Consider the following 18,079-nt stretch of genomic DNA (forward strand, 5'->3'; position numbering starts at 1 on the left):
CCCTCCGTTCTTTGCCTCCGGACAGCATGGCCTGTCCGCGGGGAACCGTCTTGCCGAGCCGGAGGTGTTGAAGGGCTGCGGCGACCGCCGCGGGCGTGTCCGGGCACCGCGTCGGCATTCGCCCGGGGCGACTCCCTCCAAGGTCAGCAGGGGTATGCGCCGCTGCGCTCCAGTGCTGGGGGCAACAGCCGCGCCGCAGAGGCGTTGACACGATGTTGAACGATCGGTGTGCTCGTGTTGCAGTGCTGGTGACGGCGCTGTGCGCGGCCGGTGACATGCGCGGACGCGGGGCGTTCAGATACGACGTTGCTGTTCCCGCGGCGGAGCGGACTCTCTAGGTCAGCGGCACCGTACGTACGTAGGATGCGGGCAGCGGCCAGGGCACGCAGTGCACCCGCGCGGATGGAAGGATCACCGGTGCGAAGGGTTTTAGAGCGAGCTCGGGCGCGAGTCCCCGCTGGTCGGGACGACGGTGACCGCCAGCATCGAGTCCAGCGGGGCCGACTGGTTCCGCTGCGCCGTCTACGACCCCGCCATGGACGCGCGGCCGCCCCTTGCCACGTCCTGTCCGGGTTCGTCGACGAGCTGCGCACCGGCGAGAGTGGCCGTGTCACCGTCCTGGGCGGCACCGAGCTGCGGGCGGCGCCGGGTCAGGCCGTGGCCGACCGGGCCGCCGCACGGGCCGTCTGAGGGGTTACGGCCGTTGCCGATGCCGCCGCTGATCGTGCGCGCCCGAGGCGGAACCCAGCCGCGCGATGTCGAAGACGTGCGGGGCGGCACGCCGCGCCTCAGCGGGGAAGCGCTCGTGGCGGCCGGGCAGGCGCTCACGTGGCAATTGCCGTTCACCCACGGCCGGTTCACCGCGATCCCGCTGGGCCGGGCCGTCGCGGTGCTCCTCGACGATTCCGGTGGCGGGGGGCTGGCGGGCTGGCACGAGCGGTTCACCCGAGGGCTCGCCCATCGGGTGGCGGGTGAGCTGACCATCGCGTCGGTGGCGGCCGGGCTGCTGTCGGAGCACTCCGCCGAGGGATCCGGCGGCGAGGACGGCGCCGACTCGGCCGACGATGCCGAGCTGCTCGGCTCGGCGATCCGTGGGCTCTTCGACGTGTGCATCGACCTCGGAGAGGATGGGTGCGGCGAGAGCACCGCCGACCGGATCGTGCGGGACACCGCCCGAACCCACCAGGCGCTCATGGGCACGCCGCTGCACCAGCGGGTCTCGGTCCGGCAGCGGGACGGTTTCGCGGTCCACACGGTGCGTTCGGTCTCCGGGGGTATCGGCCGGGCCGCCCTGGAGGAGATCCGCGGCCGGATCGGGCTGCCCTGGCCGTGCCGCGACGGCGACCAGGTCGGCCCCGACCTGGGGGTGGCCCGCTGGCGCGCCGCGATGCAGGCCCGCGGCGAGCAGATGTGGTGCCGGCTGGAGGGCGAGGATGCCCTGGTCACGGAGTTGTGGTTGCGGAGTCCAGCGAGGTCGGAGCCGCCGGGATCAGATACCCGAACCCCGTCTGCGTGACGATCACGTCGTCGCCCAGTTTGCGGCGCAGCCGGGAGATGTGCTCGGCGAGCGTCCGTGAGGTCCGCCGCTCGGTCCCCCACACGTGCAGCATGATCTCCTCCTTGGCGACCGCCCGGCCGCGGTTGACTGCCAGAAATTCCAGCACCGCGTACTCCATGGGGGCGAGCCTGACGGCCGCACCGTCCTTGAAGACCTGCCGGGCGGTGAAGTCGATCCGGACCGCAGGCAACTCCAGCACGTCGCCGCGGGCGCCCGGGGGCCGCTCGGCCGGGCCGGTGGGCGGGCCGAAGGACGGACCGCCGCCCGCTGTGCGCCGCAGCAACGCCTGGATGCGGGCCACCAGCACCTCCGCGTCGAATGGCTTCGGGATGTAGTCGTCGCCGCCCAGCCGCAGGCCGAGCGCCTGCTCATGCGCCCGACCGTGCACGGTCAGCAGGATGACCGGCGTGCGGTTGCCCTCGTCGCGCAGCTGGTGGAGCAGGGACAGCCCGTCGATGTCGGGGAGGTTGACGTCCAGCAGAGCGACATCGAAGTTGCCCCGGCGCAGCGCATGAAGGGCCGACTCGCCGTTGTGCACTGACTCCACTTCGTATTTGCGTCCGCGCAGCAGCCGCACGATCGCCCTGACGAATCTCGGATCATCGTCAACTATCAGGACACGTGCCACAAACAGATCGTATCCGTGTTCGCCGGGCGGCGGTCCTGGTAGGTTCTGCCGCCATGCGAGTGCTCATCGTGGACGATGACGTGGGAGTCGCCGGACTGCTGCGCACGGTTCTCGTGATGGACGGGCACGAGGTGAGCGTGGCCGCGGACGGCGCTGCGGGTCGGTCTCGCCTCGCGCTTCCTCCGCCGCCCGAGCTGCTGATCCTTGATCGCATGCTGCCGGACATGGACGGCGCCGACCTGCTGGCCCAGGTGCGCACCGATCCGCGGACGGCGCGGCTGCCGGTTCTCATGATCAGCGCGGACCGGGCTCCGGTGGACGCCTACGGCGGGGGCGCCACCCACGTCCTGGCCAAGCCGTTCGACCTCGCCGACCTTCGCGCCGCGCTGTCCGCCCTGCGCACGCCCTGACCGGCGCCCCGCTCGGGCGGGGGCGGCGCGCCATCAACGAGGTTCGGCGGCCAGCGGCAGCCACAGGACGACTTCGAGCCCGCCCGACGGCGCGGCGGTGAGCCGTATCCCGCCCCGCATGGCCCGCATCGTCACGTTGGCGATGTGCAGCCCCATCCCCGAACCTGGGCGGGACCGGGTCGCGGGCGACCGGTAATACGGCTCCAGGGCCCGGCGGCGCTCGCCCGGCGAGAGGCCGGGACCGCTGTCGGCGATGCTGATCACCGCTTGCGCACCCTGGGTGCGCACGGTGATGGCGATCTCTCCGTCCGGCGCGTACTTGTCGGCGTTGGTGAACACGGTCAGCAGGCACTGCCGGAGCCGGACGGGGTCGCCGAGCACGGCCAGGTCCGGCGGCGTCGCGACCGCGGTCCGGGCCGCCACCGCCGGGACGCTGCGCAGGGTCCGGCGCAGCAGCGGCGGCACATCGACGACCTCCGTCCGCGCGGCGGGGACCGCCGCTGCCGCCCCGGTGCCGGCGGTGCGGATCAGGTCCTCAGTGACCCGGGTCATGATCTCGGTGGCGTCCAGTATCGCCTGCGGCGAGCCCGCCCCGGTCACCCCGGCCTCCAGCAGCTGGGCGTGCCCGCGGATCGTGGTGAGCGATCCGAACAGCTCATGGCGGACGGAGTTCAGCAGCAGGTTCCGCGTCCGATCGGCTTCGCCCTGCGCGGACCGGTCGACGAACACCGCGGTGAGCACACCGGACGCCGTTGCCTGCGCGGGGCTGGAGGAGGTGACCTCGACCCGCAGCAGCCGTCCCGTGCACGTGGCCAGCCTGGCCTGGGTGCGCAGCCCCGTGCTCAGGGGCGCGGGGGCACCGTCCTCGGCGACCAGCCGGAAGAAGTCCGTGGCGAGACCGCCGATGGCGTGTTCCCGGGGCATTCCGACCAGATCGGCCATCACCGCGTTCCAGACGACGATCCGGCCGTCCGGGTCGACGGCCACGATCGCGGCGCCGCACTGGTCGATGATCGAGCCGAGCCGCGGCCTTGACAGCCAGGCGCGCAGGTACAGCACACCGACCGGGATCAGCGCGAGAGGCAGCCACAGCAGCTGCCCGGTGTGCACGCCGCGCAGCGTCAGCAGCGCGTAGGCGACACCGCAGCACACCGCCGCCAGCGAGTCGATCGTGATCGCCCGGCTCACGAGCCCGTGCACCACGACGGCGGCGATCGCCAGCACCGCGACCCGGGCCGCGTCGGCGCTGCCGGTGGCCAGCGCGGCGGCGGCGACCAGCAGGCCCGCGCCCGCCGGCAGGAACGCGGTGAGGGCCGCGTTGACCGCGGTCCGCCGCCGGTTCCGCTGCACCAGCGCGTCGCACAGCAGCAGCCCCGCCAACGCACCCGCCGACACCGGGAACGGCAGGGCGGCCAGCCCGTATCCCAGCGGTACCGCCGAGACCAGGATCACCGCGGGCAGGAGAATTGCCCGCGGAAGCCGTGGCGTGCCTGAACCGGTGGGGTTCATGGGACCCTCTCGCGCGCGACAGGCAGGGCATCCACCCAGAAACCTATCACCGAGCGCCGAAACAGGATCTTCTCTCGGCGCATCCTCGCAAGAGAGTGCCCTGATGGAACGGCGATCGCCGACCCACCAGGGCATCGTTACGCTACGAGGTCACCGGGATGACCTCACCTTAGAGACGGGTAGAGCCGCCGAAGCAGCTCCTCCATCGTGATCTTCCTCCCGTCTTCAAAGGCGAGAAGATTACCCGGGTCGTTGTGATACATCCCGGGCGGCTCGCCCTCCCTTCCCTCGGTGAAGGCGATGAAGGTCTCCGCCGACAGCACCGCCATGGCGTGGAAGGGCCTCTTCGGGTGCTTCTTGGCCACCCTCAGCACGTTGTCGATGATCTTCCCCTCGGAGTCGGCGCCGACCTCCAAGACGAAGCTCCTGTTCTTACCGTCGGGCAACGCCCTCCTGAGGATAGCCCCGGAGTACGCGTACCTATTGACCTCCTGGACCGTCCGGGGACGTCCCAGGGAGTCGAACAGGAGGCGCCAGACCGGGTCCCTCGTTAGGAGATTCACGATCTCCTCCAGCGAAGGGACATGCTTCTGGAACAGCCACTGCAGGATCTGGGCGGTCGCCGAACTCAACTCCGTGCTCTGGGTAATGGTGGACCGGCCGCGCAGGAACTCGTTGAGCAGTTCCCGACTGTACTCGACCACCACCGATCTGTGATTGAGCACGCTTAGAGCCCAGTACTCGCGAAGGCGGGGCGGGATGAGTCCCTTCTGCGCGCCGTCCCAGATGTAGAGGAGGTAGTGCCCCATGGGGGTATCCAGGGTCACCTTGTGCTCCGGGAGCCCCGAACCGCGAACTCCCCGCACAAGGGCGGCGAGACTGTGATCGAGGCGCCTGGTGATCTCCCTCTCGTAACCCGTGAGGCCGTCGGCGCACCGGATCTCCTTGACCTTCGTCTGCAGGTCGGCACTGGATGCCCGGCCGACAAGATCGAAGGGATGGTCGTCCTCGGTGGTGACCTGAACTCCCTGAGAGCTCCAGAGGCAGCCCCCCGAAACGGTGTTCAGCACGTCGAACTCCTCGAGCCGCCTCGGGGGGAGGTTCCCGATCACCGTCCAGAAATGGACGGCTCTCGCGGCCTTGCACCCCACGAAGACTCGCAGAGAGTTGCGGTCGACGCGCACGAGGGCCTCGTCGAGCACCTGAGCGGCAGGAACCTGGAGGAAATCCAGCAGGCCCTCGAGCTTCCGGCACTGCTTGGCCGCCGCCTTGGCGAACCGGGCCGCGGTTTCGTTGCCAGTGCGCCGGACCTGGTCGATTCCACGGAGGTGGTACCAGCCGGTGCCCAGCTTGAGCACTTCCCCCTCGTCCGGTTCGCGGAGAGTCAGGATTGTCGTCGTCCCTTTACCTGGGGGACGGACGGTCATAAGGCGTGACGCCATATGACACCTCTTTCTCTGATTTGTCGTTCGCCCCGGACTGAGCCGGAGCGGCGCGGCGTCCGCCACGCATCAGGGACCGTGCCGACCCGCTGGGAATCGGCAATGGCCCGAAGAAAACACCGCGGGCCCGCGTGCTCGGCCTGGCCGTCGACGACGTGCACATCGTCAGCTGGATGACATCGGAACGTCCCGCCGGCGCCGACCCAGGGGAACTCGCCGAGCAGGGGCGGCTGTTCGACACCCTCGACAGGCTCGGCCCGGTCCAGGCGGCCACGGCGATCGGGACACTCGGCGCCCACCTCGACGCCCGGGGCTCCCTGAAGGACGCCGCCGCCCGGTTGCGGCTGCACCCCAACACGGTCAACTACCGGATCAGGAGCATCGTCGTTACGGAGCTTCTGGCTCCACTTCGTGCGCCCCTTGGCAGCCGCCCCGCCCGCGAGGGGTCCTGCATGCGTTTCTCCTTGCGGGGGGGTGTGAACGGGCGGGTGGGGCGGCGTTCGGGGGCGGAAGACTACGGCACTGCGTGCCGTGCCCTTAAGGCCGGCTGGGCAGGCGGTGGATGTGGCAGCGGTCCTTGGGGAGTTGCTTGGCGGCGCTGCGGAGGACGTGTTCGTGGTGGGTGAAGACGATGACCTGGAACCGGTCGGCCATGCTGTCGAGGACGTGCAGGGCCGCCTCTGTGCGCTGTTCGTCGAAGGTCATGAAGATGTCGTCGACGGCGATCGGGAGGGCGTTGCCGGCTGCGGCATGGCGTTCGAGGGTGGCCAGGCGCAGCGCCAGGTAAAGCTGGTCGCGGGTGCCTTCGCTGAGTGCGGCGGGCGCCAGCGGCGTTCCCGAGGACGGCTTGGCGCGGATGCTCGGGGGCTCCTCGTCGGACATCTCAAGCCCGGTGTAGGCGCCGCGGGTCAGCTGGGCGAACATTCCGGAGGCCAGGGCGAGCACGGGTTCCTGGTCGTTGGCCCGGTACTCCTCCATGCACGCATGGATGGCGATCTTCGCGGCCTCCAGGCGCAGGTACTCTTCGGCGTCCTCGGCCAGGTCGGCGCAGATCTGGGCGATGTCGGACTCGGCGCGGGCGGCTTCACCGCCCCCGTTGAGGCCCTCCAGTACCCGCCGTCGCTCCAAGCGCTGTTCCACCCAGGTGGCTCTCTCCGCCTCCAAGTCGTCGATTGCCTGGTCGAGTTCGCCCAGTTCTTCGGCGAGTTTCGCCGCGGACGTCTCCTCCGCCTGCTCGCGGAGCTCGACCAGGTCCTGCCCTGCGGGGAGGGTCTTTCGGACGTTCACGAGAGCGGCGGACTTCTCCCGCAGGACGGTGGCGCGCTCTGCGGCGGCCTCCAGTTCGGCGATCGAAGAGAGACCGAGGCGTGCGCAGAAGTCCTGCAAACGACTTTCCAGTCCGTTCAATTCGGCCGCCGCCTCGCCTACCCGATCGGCGAGTTCCGCCTTCTGTTCGAGCAGATTGTTGCGTTGCTGCGCGTCGACCGTTTGCCTCTGCAGGTCGTTTTCCAGCGTCTCGACGGCCTGCTGCCAGTCGGCGGCGGACGCGGGCACGTTCCGGCCGCAGGCAGTCAGCGTGGCCTTCACCAGGTCCCCGAACTCGGAGATCCGCTGCTCGCCCTGGTGGAGCCTCCGTTCCGCCGCCTCCGCCGCATCGACCTCCGCCGCCACGGTGAGCAGGGATTCCAGGTCGGTGAGAGCGGTGTCGAAGTCGCGGTCGGCGGCGAGGCCCGCGCTGCTCAGGAACCGCTGCCATTGCCCATCGTGGACGGCCAGAGCCCGCTCGGCATCGGCCTCCACGGATTCCGCTTCTTCAAGGTCGGTCTCCGCGCTTTCCAGCGAGCGCTCTATGGCCGCCCTTTCCTGGACGGTCTGCTCGTGTTCGCGCAGGCGTCCACGCGCCGTCTCCACCATCTCCGCGAACATCGCGGAGGCGTGGCCCGTACTGGCGACGGCCGGGGATTCGTCGCCGAGGCGCAGCAGGTGCTGGAGCCTGGCAGTGTGGGCGTTGAGGCGTTCACGCAGGCCGTCCAGCTCGATGCGGACGTCCTGAAGTTCCCGCGCGTCGGTCTGGAGGCGGCCGAAGTCGTCCAGGACCTTCGACGCCTGGTCGATGCCGGGCACCGGGGCCGGGTACCCCTCCCACAGCGATTCCCAGTGCCGCTGCTCGAGCGCCTGGTCGGCGAGCACCTCGTCCACGGCCGCCTGATGACCGGGGACGGCGTCTTCCAGGTCGGTGATCTCGCGCGTGAGGTCGGCCCGCTTGTTGACGCTCTCCGCATGCCGCAGCATCAGGTCGGCGGTGTCGTCTGCACGCCGGACGGCCTCACGCAGCGTGTCCATGACGCTCGGATCGTCGGGGAATCCCGCGATCAGCCCGTCACGCTCGGCGCGCCGCGCCCGTAGCTCGTCGTGGGTCGGCGGCGCGTCGTCGGTCGCGAGCCGCTGGAGGTCGCGCCGGCACTGCGCCAGTCGCCGCTGCGCGCCGTCGAGTTCTCCGTCGCGGTCACGGAGCCGCTCCTCAAGTCCTCGGAAGGCCCGCACGGCTTCGGTGATCTGCTCCTGGTCGGGCAGCCGGAGATCGAGGACGCCGTCGGGCGGCAGTTCGGGCAGTTCGAGCCGGTTCCGGGCCTGGCGGAACCGGCGGTCCCGCTTCCTCTCGTCGGCTTCGGTGTCGGCCAGCTTCTCTGCCAGGCCGGCGGGGATGGACGCGTGCGCGTTGTGCAACTGCGAAACGTCCTCGCCCGCCGGGAGCGCACTGAGCTCCTTGCCGAGGCGCTCATGCTTGTCCCGGCACCGCTTCACCGCGTCCCGCTCGTGCTCGAGGGTCTCGCGGAGCGTCCGGCCCTCGTCCCGAAGCTTCCGCCCCTCGCCGCGCAGGGTTTCCGGGATCCGGTAGAGCTTTTCGTCGGCGAGCGTCGCCTGCGCGTGGACGGTGCGCAGCCGCGATTCGGCCTGGACGCGCATGCCGGCGACCTCGTCGGACCCCGTGTTCTGCCGGTCCATCTCGTCGAGGACCGCCGTGATGTCCCTGGCGAGCCGTCCGATCGCGGTGGCATGCGGGAGGAGGGAGTCGTCCTGCCCGGTTTCGGAGAGCTGCCGCTCGGTCCGCTCAAGGTGTTCGGCATTCGTCGCACGCACCGCGATGTGCTCGCTCCGCTGCTTGAGCAGCTCGGGCAGTTGCGCGCGGATGTCGTCGGGGGCGACCGGCCCGTCGGCGCCGATCTCCTCGATCTGCTTCTCGAGGTCGCGGCATTGGGCCAGCGCGGGCAGGTTCTCCTGGAGTCGGTGCTTGGCTTCCCGCAGCCGCCGCGCGTCCCGCAACCCGGCTTCGGTCTGGGCGAGGCGCCGCTCCGCCTCGGCCGCGGACTGTTCGGCCTCCCGGTACTGTTCAGGACGGAGCGTCACCTCGCGCAACCGCTGCCGGAGGTCCTTCAGCCGGTCCAGCGAGGCGTTGATCGCGGGCTTCTTCCCCTGCCTCAGGAACAGCTCGCGCTGCCGGGCCTCGATCTTGTCGAGGACGGCCTTGAGACGCATGCCCGATCGTGCGGCGGCGAGCAGTTGGGCCATGTCGCCCTCGCCTGAGGCGAGCAGTTCCCCGCCCTTGCGCAGCTCGTCGCTGTTGAGAGCGAACTCGGTGATGAACGTCTTGCGGTCGACGCCGCCGAGGAAGCGGGCGAGGGCCTCCTCGCCGAGCGGGTCACCGTCGCCGTCCACGAGGTCGTCCTTGCGCTTCTTCCGGCGGACGATCTCCATGGCCACCCCGTCGGCCGCCGACAGCCGGGCGCCCAGCCGCGTCCGGGTACCGTGCCGGAAGGCGTACCGGGAGTTGTGGTGGATGCCGTACAGCAGCTGGTCGAGCGCGCTCAGCGCCGTGGACTTGCCGGCTTCGTTGGGCCCGTAGACCAGGTGGACGCCGGCCCGCCCCAGGTCGTCCAGGCTGTGCCGGTCGAAGGCGCCGTAGGCGATGAGGTCGAGGCGTTCGATGCGCATGCCGGTCACCGCGCTTCCTGCAGCAGGGACTCGACGAGCTGGTAGGCGTCGTCGGCCAGGCTCCCGATCCATGCCGGGTCCGTCGAGGCGATGCCCTCCGGACCCTTGATCTCGGGCGGGATCCTTCCGATGAGCGGGTGGCCGGAGAGCTTGGCCATGAGACCGTCGGGGTCGGTGCCGAGCGCGGAGAGGGTGCGACGAAGATCGGTCAGGATGCCGGAGGCGCCCGCGCCCGAGTCACCGCCGTCCTCGCTGGATGTGCGGACTTTGACCTTCTCCAGCCACAGGTTGGGGTGGTGCCCGGCCGCCGCCCGCAGCTCGTTGAGGATCCGTTCGCGGTCCCGCCACAGTGCGGCGTGCGCGGACGTCGCGCCGGTGAGGGTGACCCGGACGGCGGTCAGCCTCTCCTCCGGAATCTCCTGGAAGCGCTGCGCGACGAGGCTGAGCACCTGGTCGATGTCGTCGCGCCCCGTGACGTCGACGTCGAGGCGCTCCCAGCGGGCGGTGTCCAGGTCGTGGTGCTCGACCGACTCGACCCGGAGGTCACCGTCCACGGTGACGACGGTGCAGCCCTTCGGACCGGTCTCGCGGGCGTGCCGTCCCTGGATGTTGCCGGGGTAGACGATCCACGGCTCTTCCCGGACGATCTGCCGGGTGTGGACATGCCCGAGCGCCCAGTAGTCGTAGCCGCGGGCTTCGAGGTCCGCGACGGAGCAGGGCGCGTACAGCTTGTGCTCACTGTGAGCGCCATCCAGGCCCGTGTGCAGCAGGCCGACGTTGAACAGGCCGCCGTCTCGCTGCGGATATCCGGCGGCGAGGTTGTCGGTGAGGTCCCATTCGGCGAACCCCTGCCCGTGGACGGCGAGCCCGGCCTTCTCGTCCCGGACGGTCTCGGGCCTGTGCGTCGCGAAGACGCGCACGTTGCCGGGGAGCCTGAGTGAGCGCATCGTGCGGTTCTGTGCGTCGTGGTTCCCCGAGACCATGTACACGGGGATGCCGGCGCGTCCGAGGCATGCCATTTGCCCGCTGAAGTAGAGCCCGGTCTGGTAGTCCTTCCAGTCCCCGTCGTAGACGTCGCCGGCGAGGAGGACGGCGTCCACCGGCAGCTCGATCGCGAGCCGGACGAGGTTCTCCAGTGCCCGCCGAGTGGCCAGGCGCAGATCCTCTTCGGGCGCGCCCTCGTAGGCCGAGAGGCCGCGTAACGGGCTGTCGATGTGGAGATCGGCGGCATGCAGGAACTTCATGGTCTCCTCGTTCGCGTGGCAGCTGGAGCGCAGCGTCCAGTGGTCCTGTGGCGAGGGGACGGAAGGAACGCTAGCCCGCTGTTGGGATGTATCTGCACAAAGTGACGAAACAGCTGTCTTGGGGTGGCAGGGCCGAATATGCAGCGCCTCCCGGCCTGCCCGCCGCCCCTTTTCTGGTCAGGAGGCGACCTGCGCGCGGGCGGCCTCGTCGAACAGCGGGTTGGTCATCGCGACGATCTTGGGCTGGAACTTGCCCTTCGCGCACACCAGGCCGGTCGCCTTCTCGCCCGGGGCGAGCTCCGTGGTGGCGATCTGCCCCTCGTAGTCGCCGAGGGCGGTGCTGGTGTCGTGCTTGGTGCTGTCGCTGTCGGTGATCGAGAAGTAGAGCGGGTTGACCTCGAGCTGCTTCTTGGTCTGGTTGGTGACGGTGACCTTGGCGCAGGACAGCGCGCCGCCGTCGCTGAGGATGCTCTTCTTCGCGCGCGCCCGCTTGGCGGTCAGCTTGATCGGGAAGGTCTTCTTCTTGCTCTTGGCCGCGCCGCCGCTCTTCTCCGCGGACGTGCCCGGGTCGGCCGACTGGACGGCGACCGGGTCCGTCTCCAGCTCGCAGCCGGCGGAGAGGACGGCGACCGCGACGAGGCCGATGACGATCTTGCGCATGACGTGCTCCTTGATGGTGGCGTTCGGACGCGTCCTCCACGGACGCGCCATCAGATGGGGTCGCGCGGCTGCGGGGTCACTGGCCCGCTGAGCCGCTAGGCCGCTGAGCCGCTGGCCCGCTGGGCCGCGGTTCAGCCTTCGGCCGCCGCGAGCAGTTCGAAGAACTCTTCGTGGTCGATGACGGTGATGTCGTGACCGGCGTCGCGGAGCTTCTGCGCCTTGAGGTGCTTTCCGGTCTTGGTCGCTCCGGGGGCGAGCTGGTGGGGCTGGACGCCGCCGAGCACCAGCAGGTCGACGGACCCGGTGACGTCGCCGGCCTTCCGGGCCCCGAGGGCCGCGATCCGCTCGGCGGCCTCCGCCCTGGTCATGCCGGGCAGTGATCCGGTGAAGCAGACGGTGAGCCCGTAGAACGGGTTGTCCGGGTCGGCGTCGGGGTCGGCGTCCGGGGACGGCGCGCGCGGTGCGCCTCCCCGGTAGGCGCACCCCTGGCGGACGCCGCCCTGGAAGGAGCCCATCCGGACCTTGTGGACGGCGAGGAGGTGGTCGAGCGAGTCCGTTCCCTGCCTCCGCAGCGCGGCGAGCATCACCTGGGCCGCGGCTCGCGCGTCGTCGCCGGCGTCGTGGTGGCGGGCCAGTTCGATGCCCAGGGCGTCGGCGAGCACGGGGAGCTTGTACGACAGCAGCCCGTTCCAGACCCGCCTCGCCAGGACGAGCGTGCAGGCGAAGCGGAGGTCCGGGACGGCCAGGCCGCTCGCCCAGCACGCGTCGGCGAGCACTCCCATGTCGAAGGCCGCGTTGTGCGCCACGAGCGGGGTGCCGCCGGCGAACTGGACGATGCCCTCCAGCGTCTCCCGCCAGCCGGGGGCGCCCCTGACGTCGTCCGCCGTGATGCCGTGGATTGCGACGTTGCGCGCTTCGAAGTGGTCGTAGCCGTCAGGGGGCTTGATGAACGACGACCACTCCTCGACGATCCGCCCTCCCTTCACCTTGACGAGCCCTACCGAGCACGGGCTTCCCCGCAAGCAGTTCGCCGTCTCGAAGTCGATCGCCACCCAGCCGCTCATCCGTCCGCTCCTCGCGCCGTGCCATTGAAAGCATCACCATGAGAGCACGACGTGAAAGCACTGTCAAATGCTTTCAGGACATTGAGTGGTGTACAGTGGCGATGCTCCCGAAAGCTGATGAGGATGATCCGATGGCATCGCAGAGCGAACAGCTGACCGCCGCCGAGATCTCTCGGCTCGCCGGCGTCACGCGGGCGACCGTGAGCAACTGGCGCCGGCGCCACCCCGACTTTCCGCAGCCCAGCGGCGGGACCGAGGCCAGCCCGAGCTATGACCGGCAGCAGATCGAGGCGTGGCTCGGTGCGCGGGGCCGCCTCCCCGCGCGGTCGTCCAGCGACGACCTGCGAGCCCGGCTGCGCGGTCGCGCGCCGAGCGAAGCCGAGGCTGTCGCCCTGTTCACCGCGCACCTGGCCGGGCTGGACGCCGGGAAGCGCGCCGCGATCGCGGCCGTGAACGACGACGAGCTGACGGCGCTGCACGCGGAAGCGGTCGCGTCGGCCGGGGCCGGCGAGCCAGGCCGTACCGACATCCCCGCGGCACTCCTCCGAGCCGCGGCACAGGTCACGCACCAGGAAGGCCCGCTCGCCGTCTTCGACGTCCTCGACGAGCACACCGAGGCGCCTATCGGCATCCGCGGGACGCATCCGACACCGGACGTACTCGCCGATCTGATGGCCGCGCTGGCGACGACCGGGGGCCCGCGCGTCCGCAGCGTCCTCGATCCGGCCTGCGGCAGCGGACGCCTGCTCGCCGCGGTCGCCGCCGCCCTTGAGCCCGGCGCGGACGTGCACGGCCAGGAGTACCGTCCCGTCACCGCGTCCCAGGCCAGGGCCCGGCTCGCCGAAACGGCACCCCAAGTGTCGGTGGACGTGCGGACCGGCGACAGCCTCCGTGACGACGCCTTCCCCGGCCTGCACGCGGACGCCGTGGTGTGCAACCCGCCCTACGGCGACCGCGAGTGGGGGCACGAAGACCTGGCGCTCGACACCCGGTGGGCCTACGGCGTGCCGCCGCGCTCGGAACCGGAACTCGCCTGGGCCCAGCACGCCCTGGCGCATCTGGCCGAGGGCGGCCACGCGGTGCTCCTGCTGCCGCCGGCGACCGCGTCACGATCGTCCGGCCGCCGAATCCGGGCCAATCTGCTCCGGCAGGGGGCGCTGTGCGGGATCATCGCCCTCCCTGCGGGCCTCGCCGTCCCGCACCACATCGGGCTTCACCTGTGGATACTCCGCGGCCCCGAGTCCGACCGCCCCGGCAGCGAGCTGGTCCTGCTGATGGACGCCTCCGACGAGGCCCCTTCCTCCCGCCTCCACGAGACGATCGTCAGTACCTGGCAGGCGTTCACCGAGGCCGACGAGTTCACCGAGATCCCGGGGACCGCGCGAGCCGTCCCGCCGATCGACCTCCTGGACGATCTCGTCGACCTGTCCCCCGCCCGGCACGTCCGCACGGCGCCGGTGATCACCCCGGACTCGGCCCTGCGCGACGTCGCCCAGCTCATCGAGCGCCTCAAAGCCGGCATCGCCGCACTCACCGACGCGACCGACATCGGACCGCTTGCCTCGGCCGGAGAGACGAGCCGCACCTGGCGCACCGCCACGATCGCCGACCTGTCCCGTGGTGGCGCCCTCGCCGTCCACCGTGGGACGCGAGCCACCTCGGACGACCTTCCGCCCCCCGATCTCGCGGACCGTCCCGTCCTGCGGGCGCGCGACCTGATCCGCGGGACGCGCGCCAGCGGCGACACGCGCGAAGTGCACCTTGCCGATCCGGTCGTCATCGAGGTGGGGGACGTCCTGGTCACGCAGATCGTCGGCCCACAGGGCGTCGCGACGCGCGTGGTCGGCGAGGACGACGCCGGATGCCTGCTCGGCAACGGCGTGTTCCTGCTGCGGCCCGACCCCGCGCGGCTTGATCCGTGGTTCCTCGCCGGGTTCGTCAGCGCGCGGGACAACATCAGCCAGGCGACGACCGGCAGCTCCACGCAGCAGCTCGTGGCGTCCCGGCTGCGCGTCCCGCTGCTCCCGATCGGCGAGCAGACCGCTTACGGCCACGCGTTCCGCAAGGTCGACGCACTCCGCAGCACCGCACGGAACGCCGCGAACTGCGCGGACGAGGCGGCCGACCTCATCGCCACCACTCTCAGCAGCGGTGCTCTGCTTCCCCCGGGGACCGAGTTGCCATGAGCCCCAGCGCAGGCCGCCGTCCATGCCCCAAACTTGAGAATCCCTGCTCCGCAGGCTGTTACTTCCGGAAGGGAACCCCTTGAACCACAGCAAGCACACCGAACTGGTGAATCACGCCTGGTCGGTCGCCGACCTCCTGCGCGGAGACTTCAAGCAGTCGGACTACGGCAAGGTCATCCTGCCGTTCACCGTGCTTCGCCGACTGGAGACCGTCCTGGAGCCGACCCGGGCGGCCGTCCAAGAGACGGTCAAGCGGTTCGAGGGCAAGGACATGGACACCGACCGGTTCCTCCGCCGCGCGTCGGGCCAGTCGTTCTACAACACCACCGGCTACACCCTCGCGAAGATCGCTAACGACCCGGAGCACGCGGCGACGAACCTCACCAAGTACATCGCGGGCTTCTCCCCGAACGCGCGGGAGGTGCTGGAGAAGTACGAGTTCGCCCAGCAGATCAAGCGGCTGGACGGCGCGAACCTGCTCTACAAGGTCGTCGGACGCTTCGCCGACCTGGACGTCCGTCCCGAGGTCGTGTCCAACCACGCCATGGGGTACTTCTTCGAAGACCTCATCCGGCGCTTCTCGGAGCTTTCCAATGAGACGGCCGGTGAGCATTTCACGCCGCGCGAGGTCATCAAGCTGATGGTGAACCTGCTGGTCGCGCCGGACGCGGACGCGCTCAGCGTCCCGGGCATCGTCCGCAAAGTGCTGGACCCGGCCTGCGGCACCGGCGGGATGCTCAGCACGGCTCAGGAGTACATCACCTCCCTCAACCCGGACGCGACGGTCGAGGTGTACGGGCAGGAGCTCAACCCCGAGTCGTGGGCGATCTGCCGGTCCGACCTGATGATCAAGGGCCAGGACCCGGACCACATCGCGTTCGGCAACTCCTTCAGCGACGACGGCCACCGCACCGCCAAGTTCGACTACCTGCTGGCCAACCCGCCGTTCGGCGTCGAGTGGAAGAAGGTCAAGGAGGAGGTCGAGCACGAGCACGACACGCTCGGCGAGTCTGGACGCTTCGGGGCCGGGCTGCCGCGCATCAACGACGGCTCGTTCCTGTTCCTCCAGCACATGATCTCGAAGATGAAGCCGCGGGAGGCGGGCGGCAGCCGCATCGCGATCGTCTTCAACGGCTCCCCGCTGTTCACCGGCGCCGCCGAGTCCGGCGAGTCCCGCATTCGTCAGTGGATCATCGAGAACGACTGGCTCGAAGCGATCGTCGCGCTGCCCGACCAGCTCTTCTACAACACCGGCATCTCGACGTACTTCTGGATCGTCACCAACCGCAAGCACCCCGACCACGAGGGCAAGGTCGTCCTGCTGGACGCCCGGGACTACTGGCAGAAGATGCGCAAGTCCCTCGGCGACAAGCGCAAGGAGATCGGCGACGGCCAGGAGGGACGCCCTGACCACATCGCCGAGATCACCCAGCTCTACGGCGACGCCCTGGAGGTCGCCGACGACCCCGAGCACCCGCTGCACGGCAAGGTGAAGGTCTTCCGCAACCAGGACTTCGGCTACCGCCGCATCACCGTCGAACGTCCGCTCAAGCTCCGCTTCGAGTTGACGGACGAGACCCTGGCGGCGCTTGAGGCGTCCAAGCAGGTCCAGAAGCTCGGCTACGCGGAAGCTCTCATCAATGCGGTGCGCCCGCTCCTCGGCACCACGTGGCCGACCAAGCCGGAGATGCTGAACGCCCTCATGGGTGCGGTCGTCGATGCCGGCCTCCAGTGGCCGCCAGGCGCCCCGTTCGCCAAGGCCGTCCGCGACGCCATCGGCGTCCGCGACCCCGAAGGCGAGGTTCAGATGGTGCGCAAGGGTGTCATCGAACCCGACACCGACCTCCGCGACTACGAGAACGTCCCGCTGGACGAGGACGTAGAGGAGTACCTCAAGCGCGAGGTCCTCCCGCACGTCCCCGACGCCTGGATAGACCACACCAAAACCAAGATCGGCTACGAGATCCCCTTCACCCGCCACTTCTACGTCTACAAACCTCCGCGCCCCCTCTCGGAGATCGACGCAGAACTCAAAGCTCTGGAGGCCGAGATCCAGACCCTCCTCAGCGAGGTGACCGAATGAATATTCAGCTTCCCGTGCTCCCCGAGACTTGGTCAACGACGCGAGTAGACCGAGTTGCCTCTGTAAATGCCCGGATCGGCTGGAAGGCGTTGACAGCCGATGAATATCAGACAGATGGATATGCCTTCCTCTCCACACCCAACATTAAGACTAAAAAAATTGACTTCAAGAACGTCAACTTCATAACCAAAGAAAGGTATGAGGAATCCCCTGAACTGAAGCTCCAGAAGGGCGACGTTCTACTCGCAAAGGATGGCAACACTCTCGGAATCGTCAACATTATCAGGAGCCTTCCCCGGTCAGCTACGGTAAACGGGTCGATCGCAGTCATTAGGCCCTTCGGTATCGATCCCGCGTTCCTGCAGCACCTCCTTGAAAGCCGACTTATTCAAGCAACAATCAACCTACTCAAAGGAGGGATGGGTGTTCCTCATCTCTTCCAATGGGACATCAAGCGCCTCCCCGTACCTCTACCTCCCCGTGAAGAGCAGCGGCGCATCGCCGACTTCCTTGACACCGAGACCGCCCGCATCGACCGACATGTATCTCTGCAACGCCAACTCCGGAGCACTCTCCAGGAAAAACTAGATGCCAGTATGGACGCAATACTGCTTCGTGGCTTCGAACACAGGCCGATCGAACCTTCAAATCAGGGTTCACCTTTTCCTACATCGTTTAAGATCGGGCGACTGAAAAATGTGGCGACCCGTATAGATGTGGGGATTGCGGAGGCGGCAACTCACGCCTACGCGAGCACCGGAGTCCCTTTGCTGAGATCAACAAACATCAAAAGGAACGGACTCGAAACAGAGGACCTCCTGTACATCGAACCAATATTCGCCGAGCGCAATCGGACGAAGTATGTCAACGCGGGCGATATCTTGACCGTCCGTACCGGCAATGCCGGAGTTAGTGCAGTGGTGCCACCCAGTTTCGACAGGTCTCAGACGTTCACTCAACTCATTACCTCACTTTCTCCAGGAAATTCACCTGAATATTATTGCCACTTCCTCAATTCGAGCATATGTAGACAATATTTCGATGCCGTCAGTTGGGGAAGTGCTCAAAAAAACATAAGCGTTCCACTTCTAGCGGGCACGCCAGTTCCAATTCCCCATTCTGATGTTCAGCGGGCAATCGCCGCTGAAGTAGAAAGAATCCAGGAACAGATAAGCACACTGGCAACAAAGCTGGACAGGTCCATCGACCTTGTTCAGGAGCGACGGCAGGCGTTGATTACGGCGGCGGTTACGGGGCAGTTCGATGTTTCTACGGCGTCCGGTCGTGGGGTTACGGAGTAGG

13 protein-coding genes are annotated in these 18,079 nt (G+C 68.8%); 6 read left to right on the plus strand and 7 right to left on the minus strand.

Annotated features, from left to right (window positions below; genetic code table 11):
• Nucleotides 1–709 precede the first annotated feature (709 nt).
• Nucleotides 710–1,516 carry a hypothetical protein gene (locus tag ABFX46_RS08045; protein ID WP_346040715.1) on the plus strand — a complete coding sequence of 269 codons (807 nt, stop codon included), beginning with the start codon at nucleotides 710–712 and terminating at the stop codon, nucleotides 1,514–1,516.
• On the opposite strand, the gene ABFX46_RS08050 is transcribed toward ABFX46_RS08045, so the two are convergent.
• A complete protein-coding gene (locus tag ABFX46_RS08050) occupies nucleotides 1,443–2,186 on the minus strand; it encodes a response regulator transcription factor (RefSeq protein ID WP_346040716.1) in 744 nt (247 codons plus the stop codon). The two genes, ABFX46_RS08045 and ABFX46_RS08050, sit on opposite strands and share 74 nt — an antisense overlap.
• 53 nt (nucleotides 2,187–2,239) lie before the next feature.
• Here ABFX46_RS08050 and ABFX46_RS08055 point away from each other — a divergent pair, with 53 nt between their 5' ends.
• Nucleotides 2,240–2,596: a response regulator transcription factor gene (locus tag ABFX46_RS08055; protein WP_346040717.1), complete on the plus strand. Its 357-nt coding sequence runs from the start codon at nucleotides 2,240–2,242 to the stop codon at nucleotides 2,594–2,596.
• A 33-nt stretch (nucleotides 2,597–2,629) separates the two neighbouring features.
• Here the strand turns inward: ABFX46_RS08055 and ABFX46_RS08060 are convergent, their stop codons facing one another.
• Nucleotides 2,630–4,048, minus strand: a complete 1,419-nt coding sequence (locus tag ABFX46_RS08060) for a sensor histidine kinase (protein WP_346040718.1) — start codon at nucleotides 4,046–4,048, stop codon at nucleotides 2,630–2,632.
• 221 nt (nucleotides 4,049–4,269) lie between these two features.
• Nucleotides 4,270–5,463, minus strand: coding sequence for a hypothetical protein (locus tag ABFX46_RS08065; protein ID WP_346040719.1), 1,194 nt, complete (start codon nucleotides 5,461–5,463; stop codon nucleotides 4,270–4,272).
• Between the two features lie 257 nt (nucleotides 5,464–5,720).
• Here ABFX46_RS08065 and ABFX46_RS43445 point away from each other — a divergent pair, with 257 nt between their 5' ends.
• On the plus strand, nucleotides 5,721–6,173 hold the full coding sequence (locus tag ABFX46_RS43445; protein WP_428831231.1) for a helix-turn-helix domain-containing protein: 453 nt from the start codon (nucleotides 5,721–5,723) through the stop codon (nucleotides 6,171–6,173).
• On the opposite strand, the gene ABFX46_RS08070 is transcribed toward ABFX46_RS43445, so the two are convergent.
• The 4 genes from ABFX46_RS08070 to ABFX46_RS08085 form a co-directional block, all read right to left on the minus strand.
• Nucleotides 6,085–9,540 (minus strand): AAA family ATPase, encoded by a 3,456-nt coding sequence (locus ABFX46_RS08070; RefSeq protein WP_346040720.1) that lies wholly within the window; start codon nucleotides 9,538–9,540, stop codon nucleotides 6,085–6,087. The genes ABFX46_RS43445 and ABFX46_RS08070 overlap by 89 nt on opposite strands.
• A 5-nt stretch (nucleotides 9,541–9,545) precedes the next feature.
• The gene (locus ABFX46_RS08075; protein WP_346040721.1) at nucleotides 9,546–10,784 is read right to left on the minus strand and encodes a metallophosphoesterase family protein; all 1,239 of its coding nucleotides are present in this window, start codon (nucleotides 10,782–10,784) and stop codon (nucleotides 9,546–9,548) included.
• A gap of 177 nt (nucleotides 10,785–10,961) precedes the next feature.
• Entirely contained in the window at nucleotides 10,962–11,444 is a 483-nt protein-coding gene (locus tag ABFX46_RS08080; protein ID WP_346040722.1) for a DUF4352 domain-containing protein, read from the minus strand.
• Nucleotides 11,445–11,575: 131 nt separating this feature from the next.
• A complete protein-coding gene (locus ABFX46_RS08085; RefSeq protein ID WP_346040723.1) occupies nucleotides 11,576–12,508 on the minus strand; it encodes an exonuclease domain-containing protein in 933 nt (310 codons plus the stop codon).
• 131 nt (nucleotides 12,509–12,639) lie between these two features.
• Here ABFX46_RS08085 and ABFX46_RS08090 point away from each other — a divergent pair, with 131 nt between their 5' ends.
• From ABFX46_RS08090 to ABFX46_RS08100, 3 genes are all read left to right on the plus strand, one after another.
• The gene (locus ABFX46_RS08090) at nucleotides 12,640–14,694 is read left to right on the plus strand and encodes an N-6 DNA methylase (RefSeq protein ID WP_346040724.1); all 2,055 of its coding nucleotides are present in this window, start codon (nucleotides 12,640–12,642) and stop codon (nucleotides 14,692–14,694) included.
• Nucleotides 14,695–14,773: 79 nt separating this feature from the next.
• Entirely contained in the window at nucleotides 14,774–16,777 is a 2,004-nt protein-coding gene (locus ABFX46_RS08095; RefSeq protein ID WP_346040725.1) for a type I restriction-modification system subunit M, read from the plus strand.
• Nucleotides 16,774–18,078: a restriction endonuclease subunit S gene (locus ABFX46_RS08100; protein ID WP_346040726.1), complete on the plus strand. Its 1,305-nt coding sequence runs from the start codon at nucleotides 16,774–16,776 to the stop codon at nucleotides 18,076–18,078. The genes ABFX46_RS08095 and ABFX46_RS08100 overlap by 4 nt, the downstream gene beginning before the upstream one ends.
• Nucleotide 18,079: the final 1 nt, after the last annotated feature.

It is taken from the genome of Actinomadura chokoriensis (genome assembly GCF_039529475.1).
In the GTDB taxonomy this organism is placed as follows: domain Bacteria; phylum Actinomycetota; class Actinomycetes; order Streptosporangiales; family Streptosporangiaceae; genus Spirillospora; species Spirillospora bangladeshensis.

Bases quoted from the DNA above. Each gene is read 5' to 3' on its own strand.
- ABFX46_RS08045 (WP_346040715.1), top strand. From the start codon at position 710: ATGCCGCCGCTGATCGTGCGCGCCCGAGGCGGAACCCAGCCGCGCGAT.
- ABFX46_RS08055 (WP_346040717.1), top strand. From the start codon at position 2,240: ATGCGAGTGCTCATCGTGGACGATGACGTGGGAGTCGCCGGACTGCTG.
- ABFX46_RS43445 (WP_428831231.1), top strand. From the start codon at position 5,721: ATGACATCGGAACGTCCCGCCGGCGCCGACCCAGGGGAACTCGCCGAG.
- ABFX46_RS08070 (WP_346040720.1), bottom strand. From the start codon at position 9,540: ATGCGCATCGAACGCCTCGACCTCATCGCCTACGGCGCCTTCGACCGG.
- ABFX46_RS08075 (WP_346040721.1), bottom strand. From the start codon at position 10,784: ATGAAGTTCCTGCATGCCGCCGATCTCCACATCGACAGCCCGTTACGC.
- ABFX46_RS08080 (WP_346040722.1), bottom strand. From the start codon at position 11,444: ATGCGCAAGATCGTCATCGGCCTCGTCGCGGTCGCCGTCCTCTCCGCC.
- ABFX46_RS08085 (WP_346040723.1), bottom strand. From the start codon at position 12,508: ATGAGCGGCTGGGTGGCGATCGACTTCGAGACGGCGAACTGCTTGCGG.
- ABFX46_RS08090 (WP_346040724.1), top strand. From the start codon at position 12,640: ATGGCATCGCAGAGCGAACAGCTGACCGCCGCCGAGATCTCTCGGCTC.
- ABFX46_RS08100 (WP_346040726.1), top strand. From the start codon at position 16,774: ATGAATATTCAGCTTCCCGTGCTCCCCGAGACTTGGTCAACGACGCGA.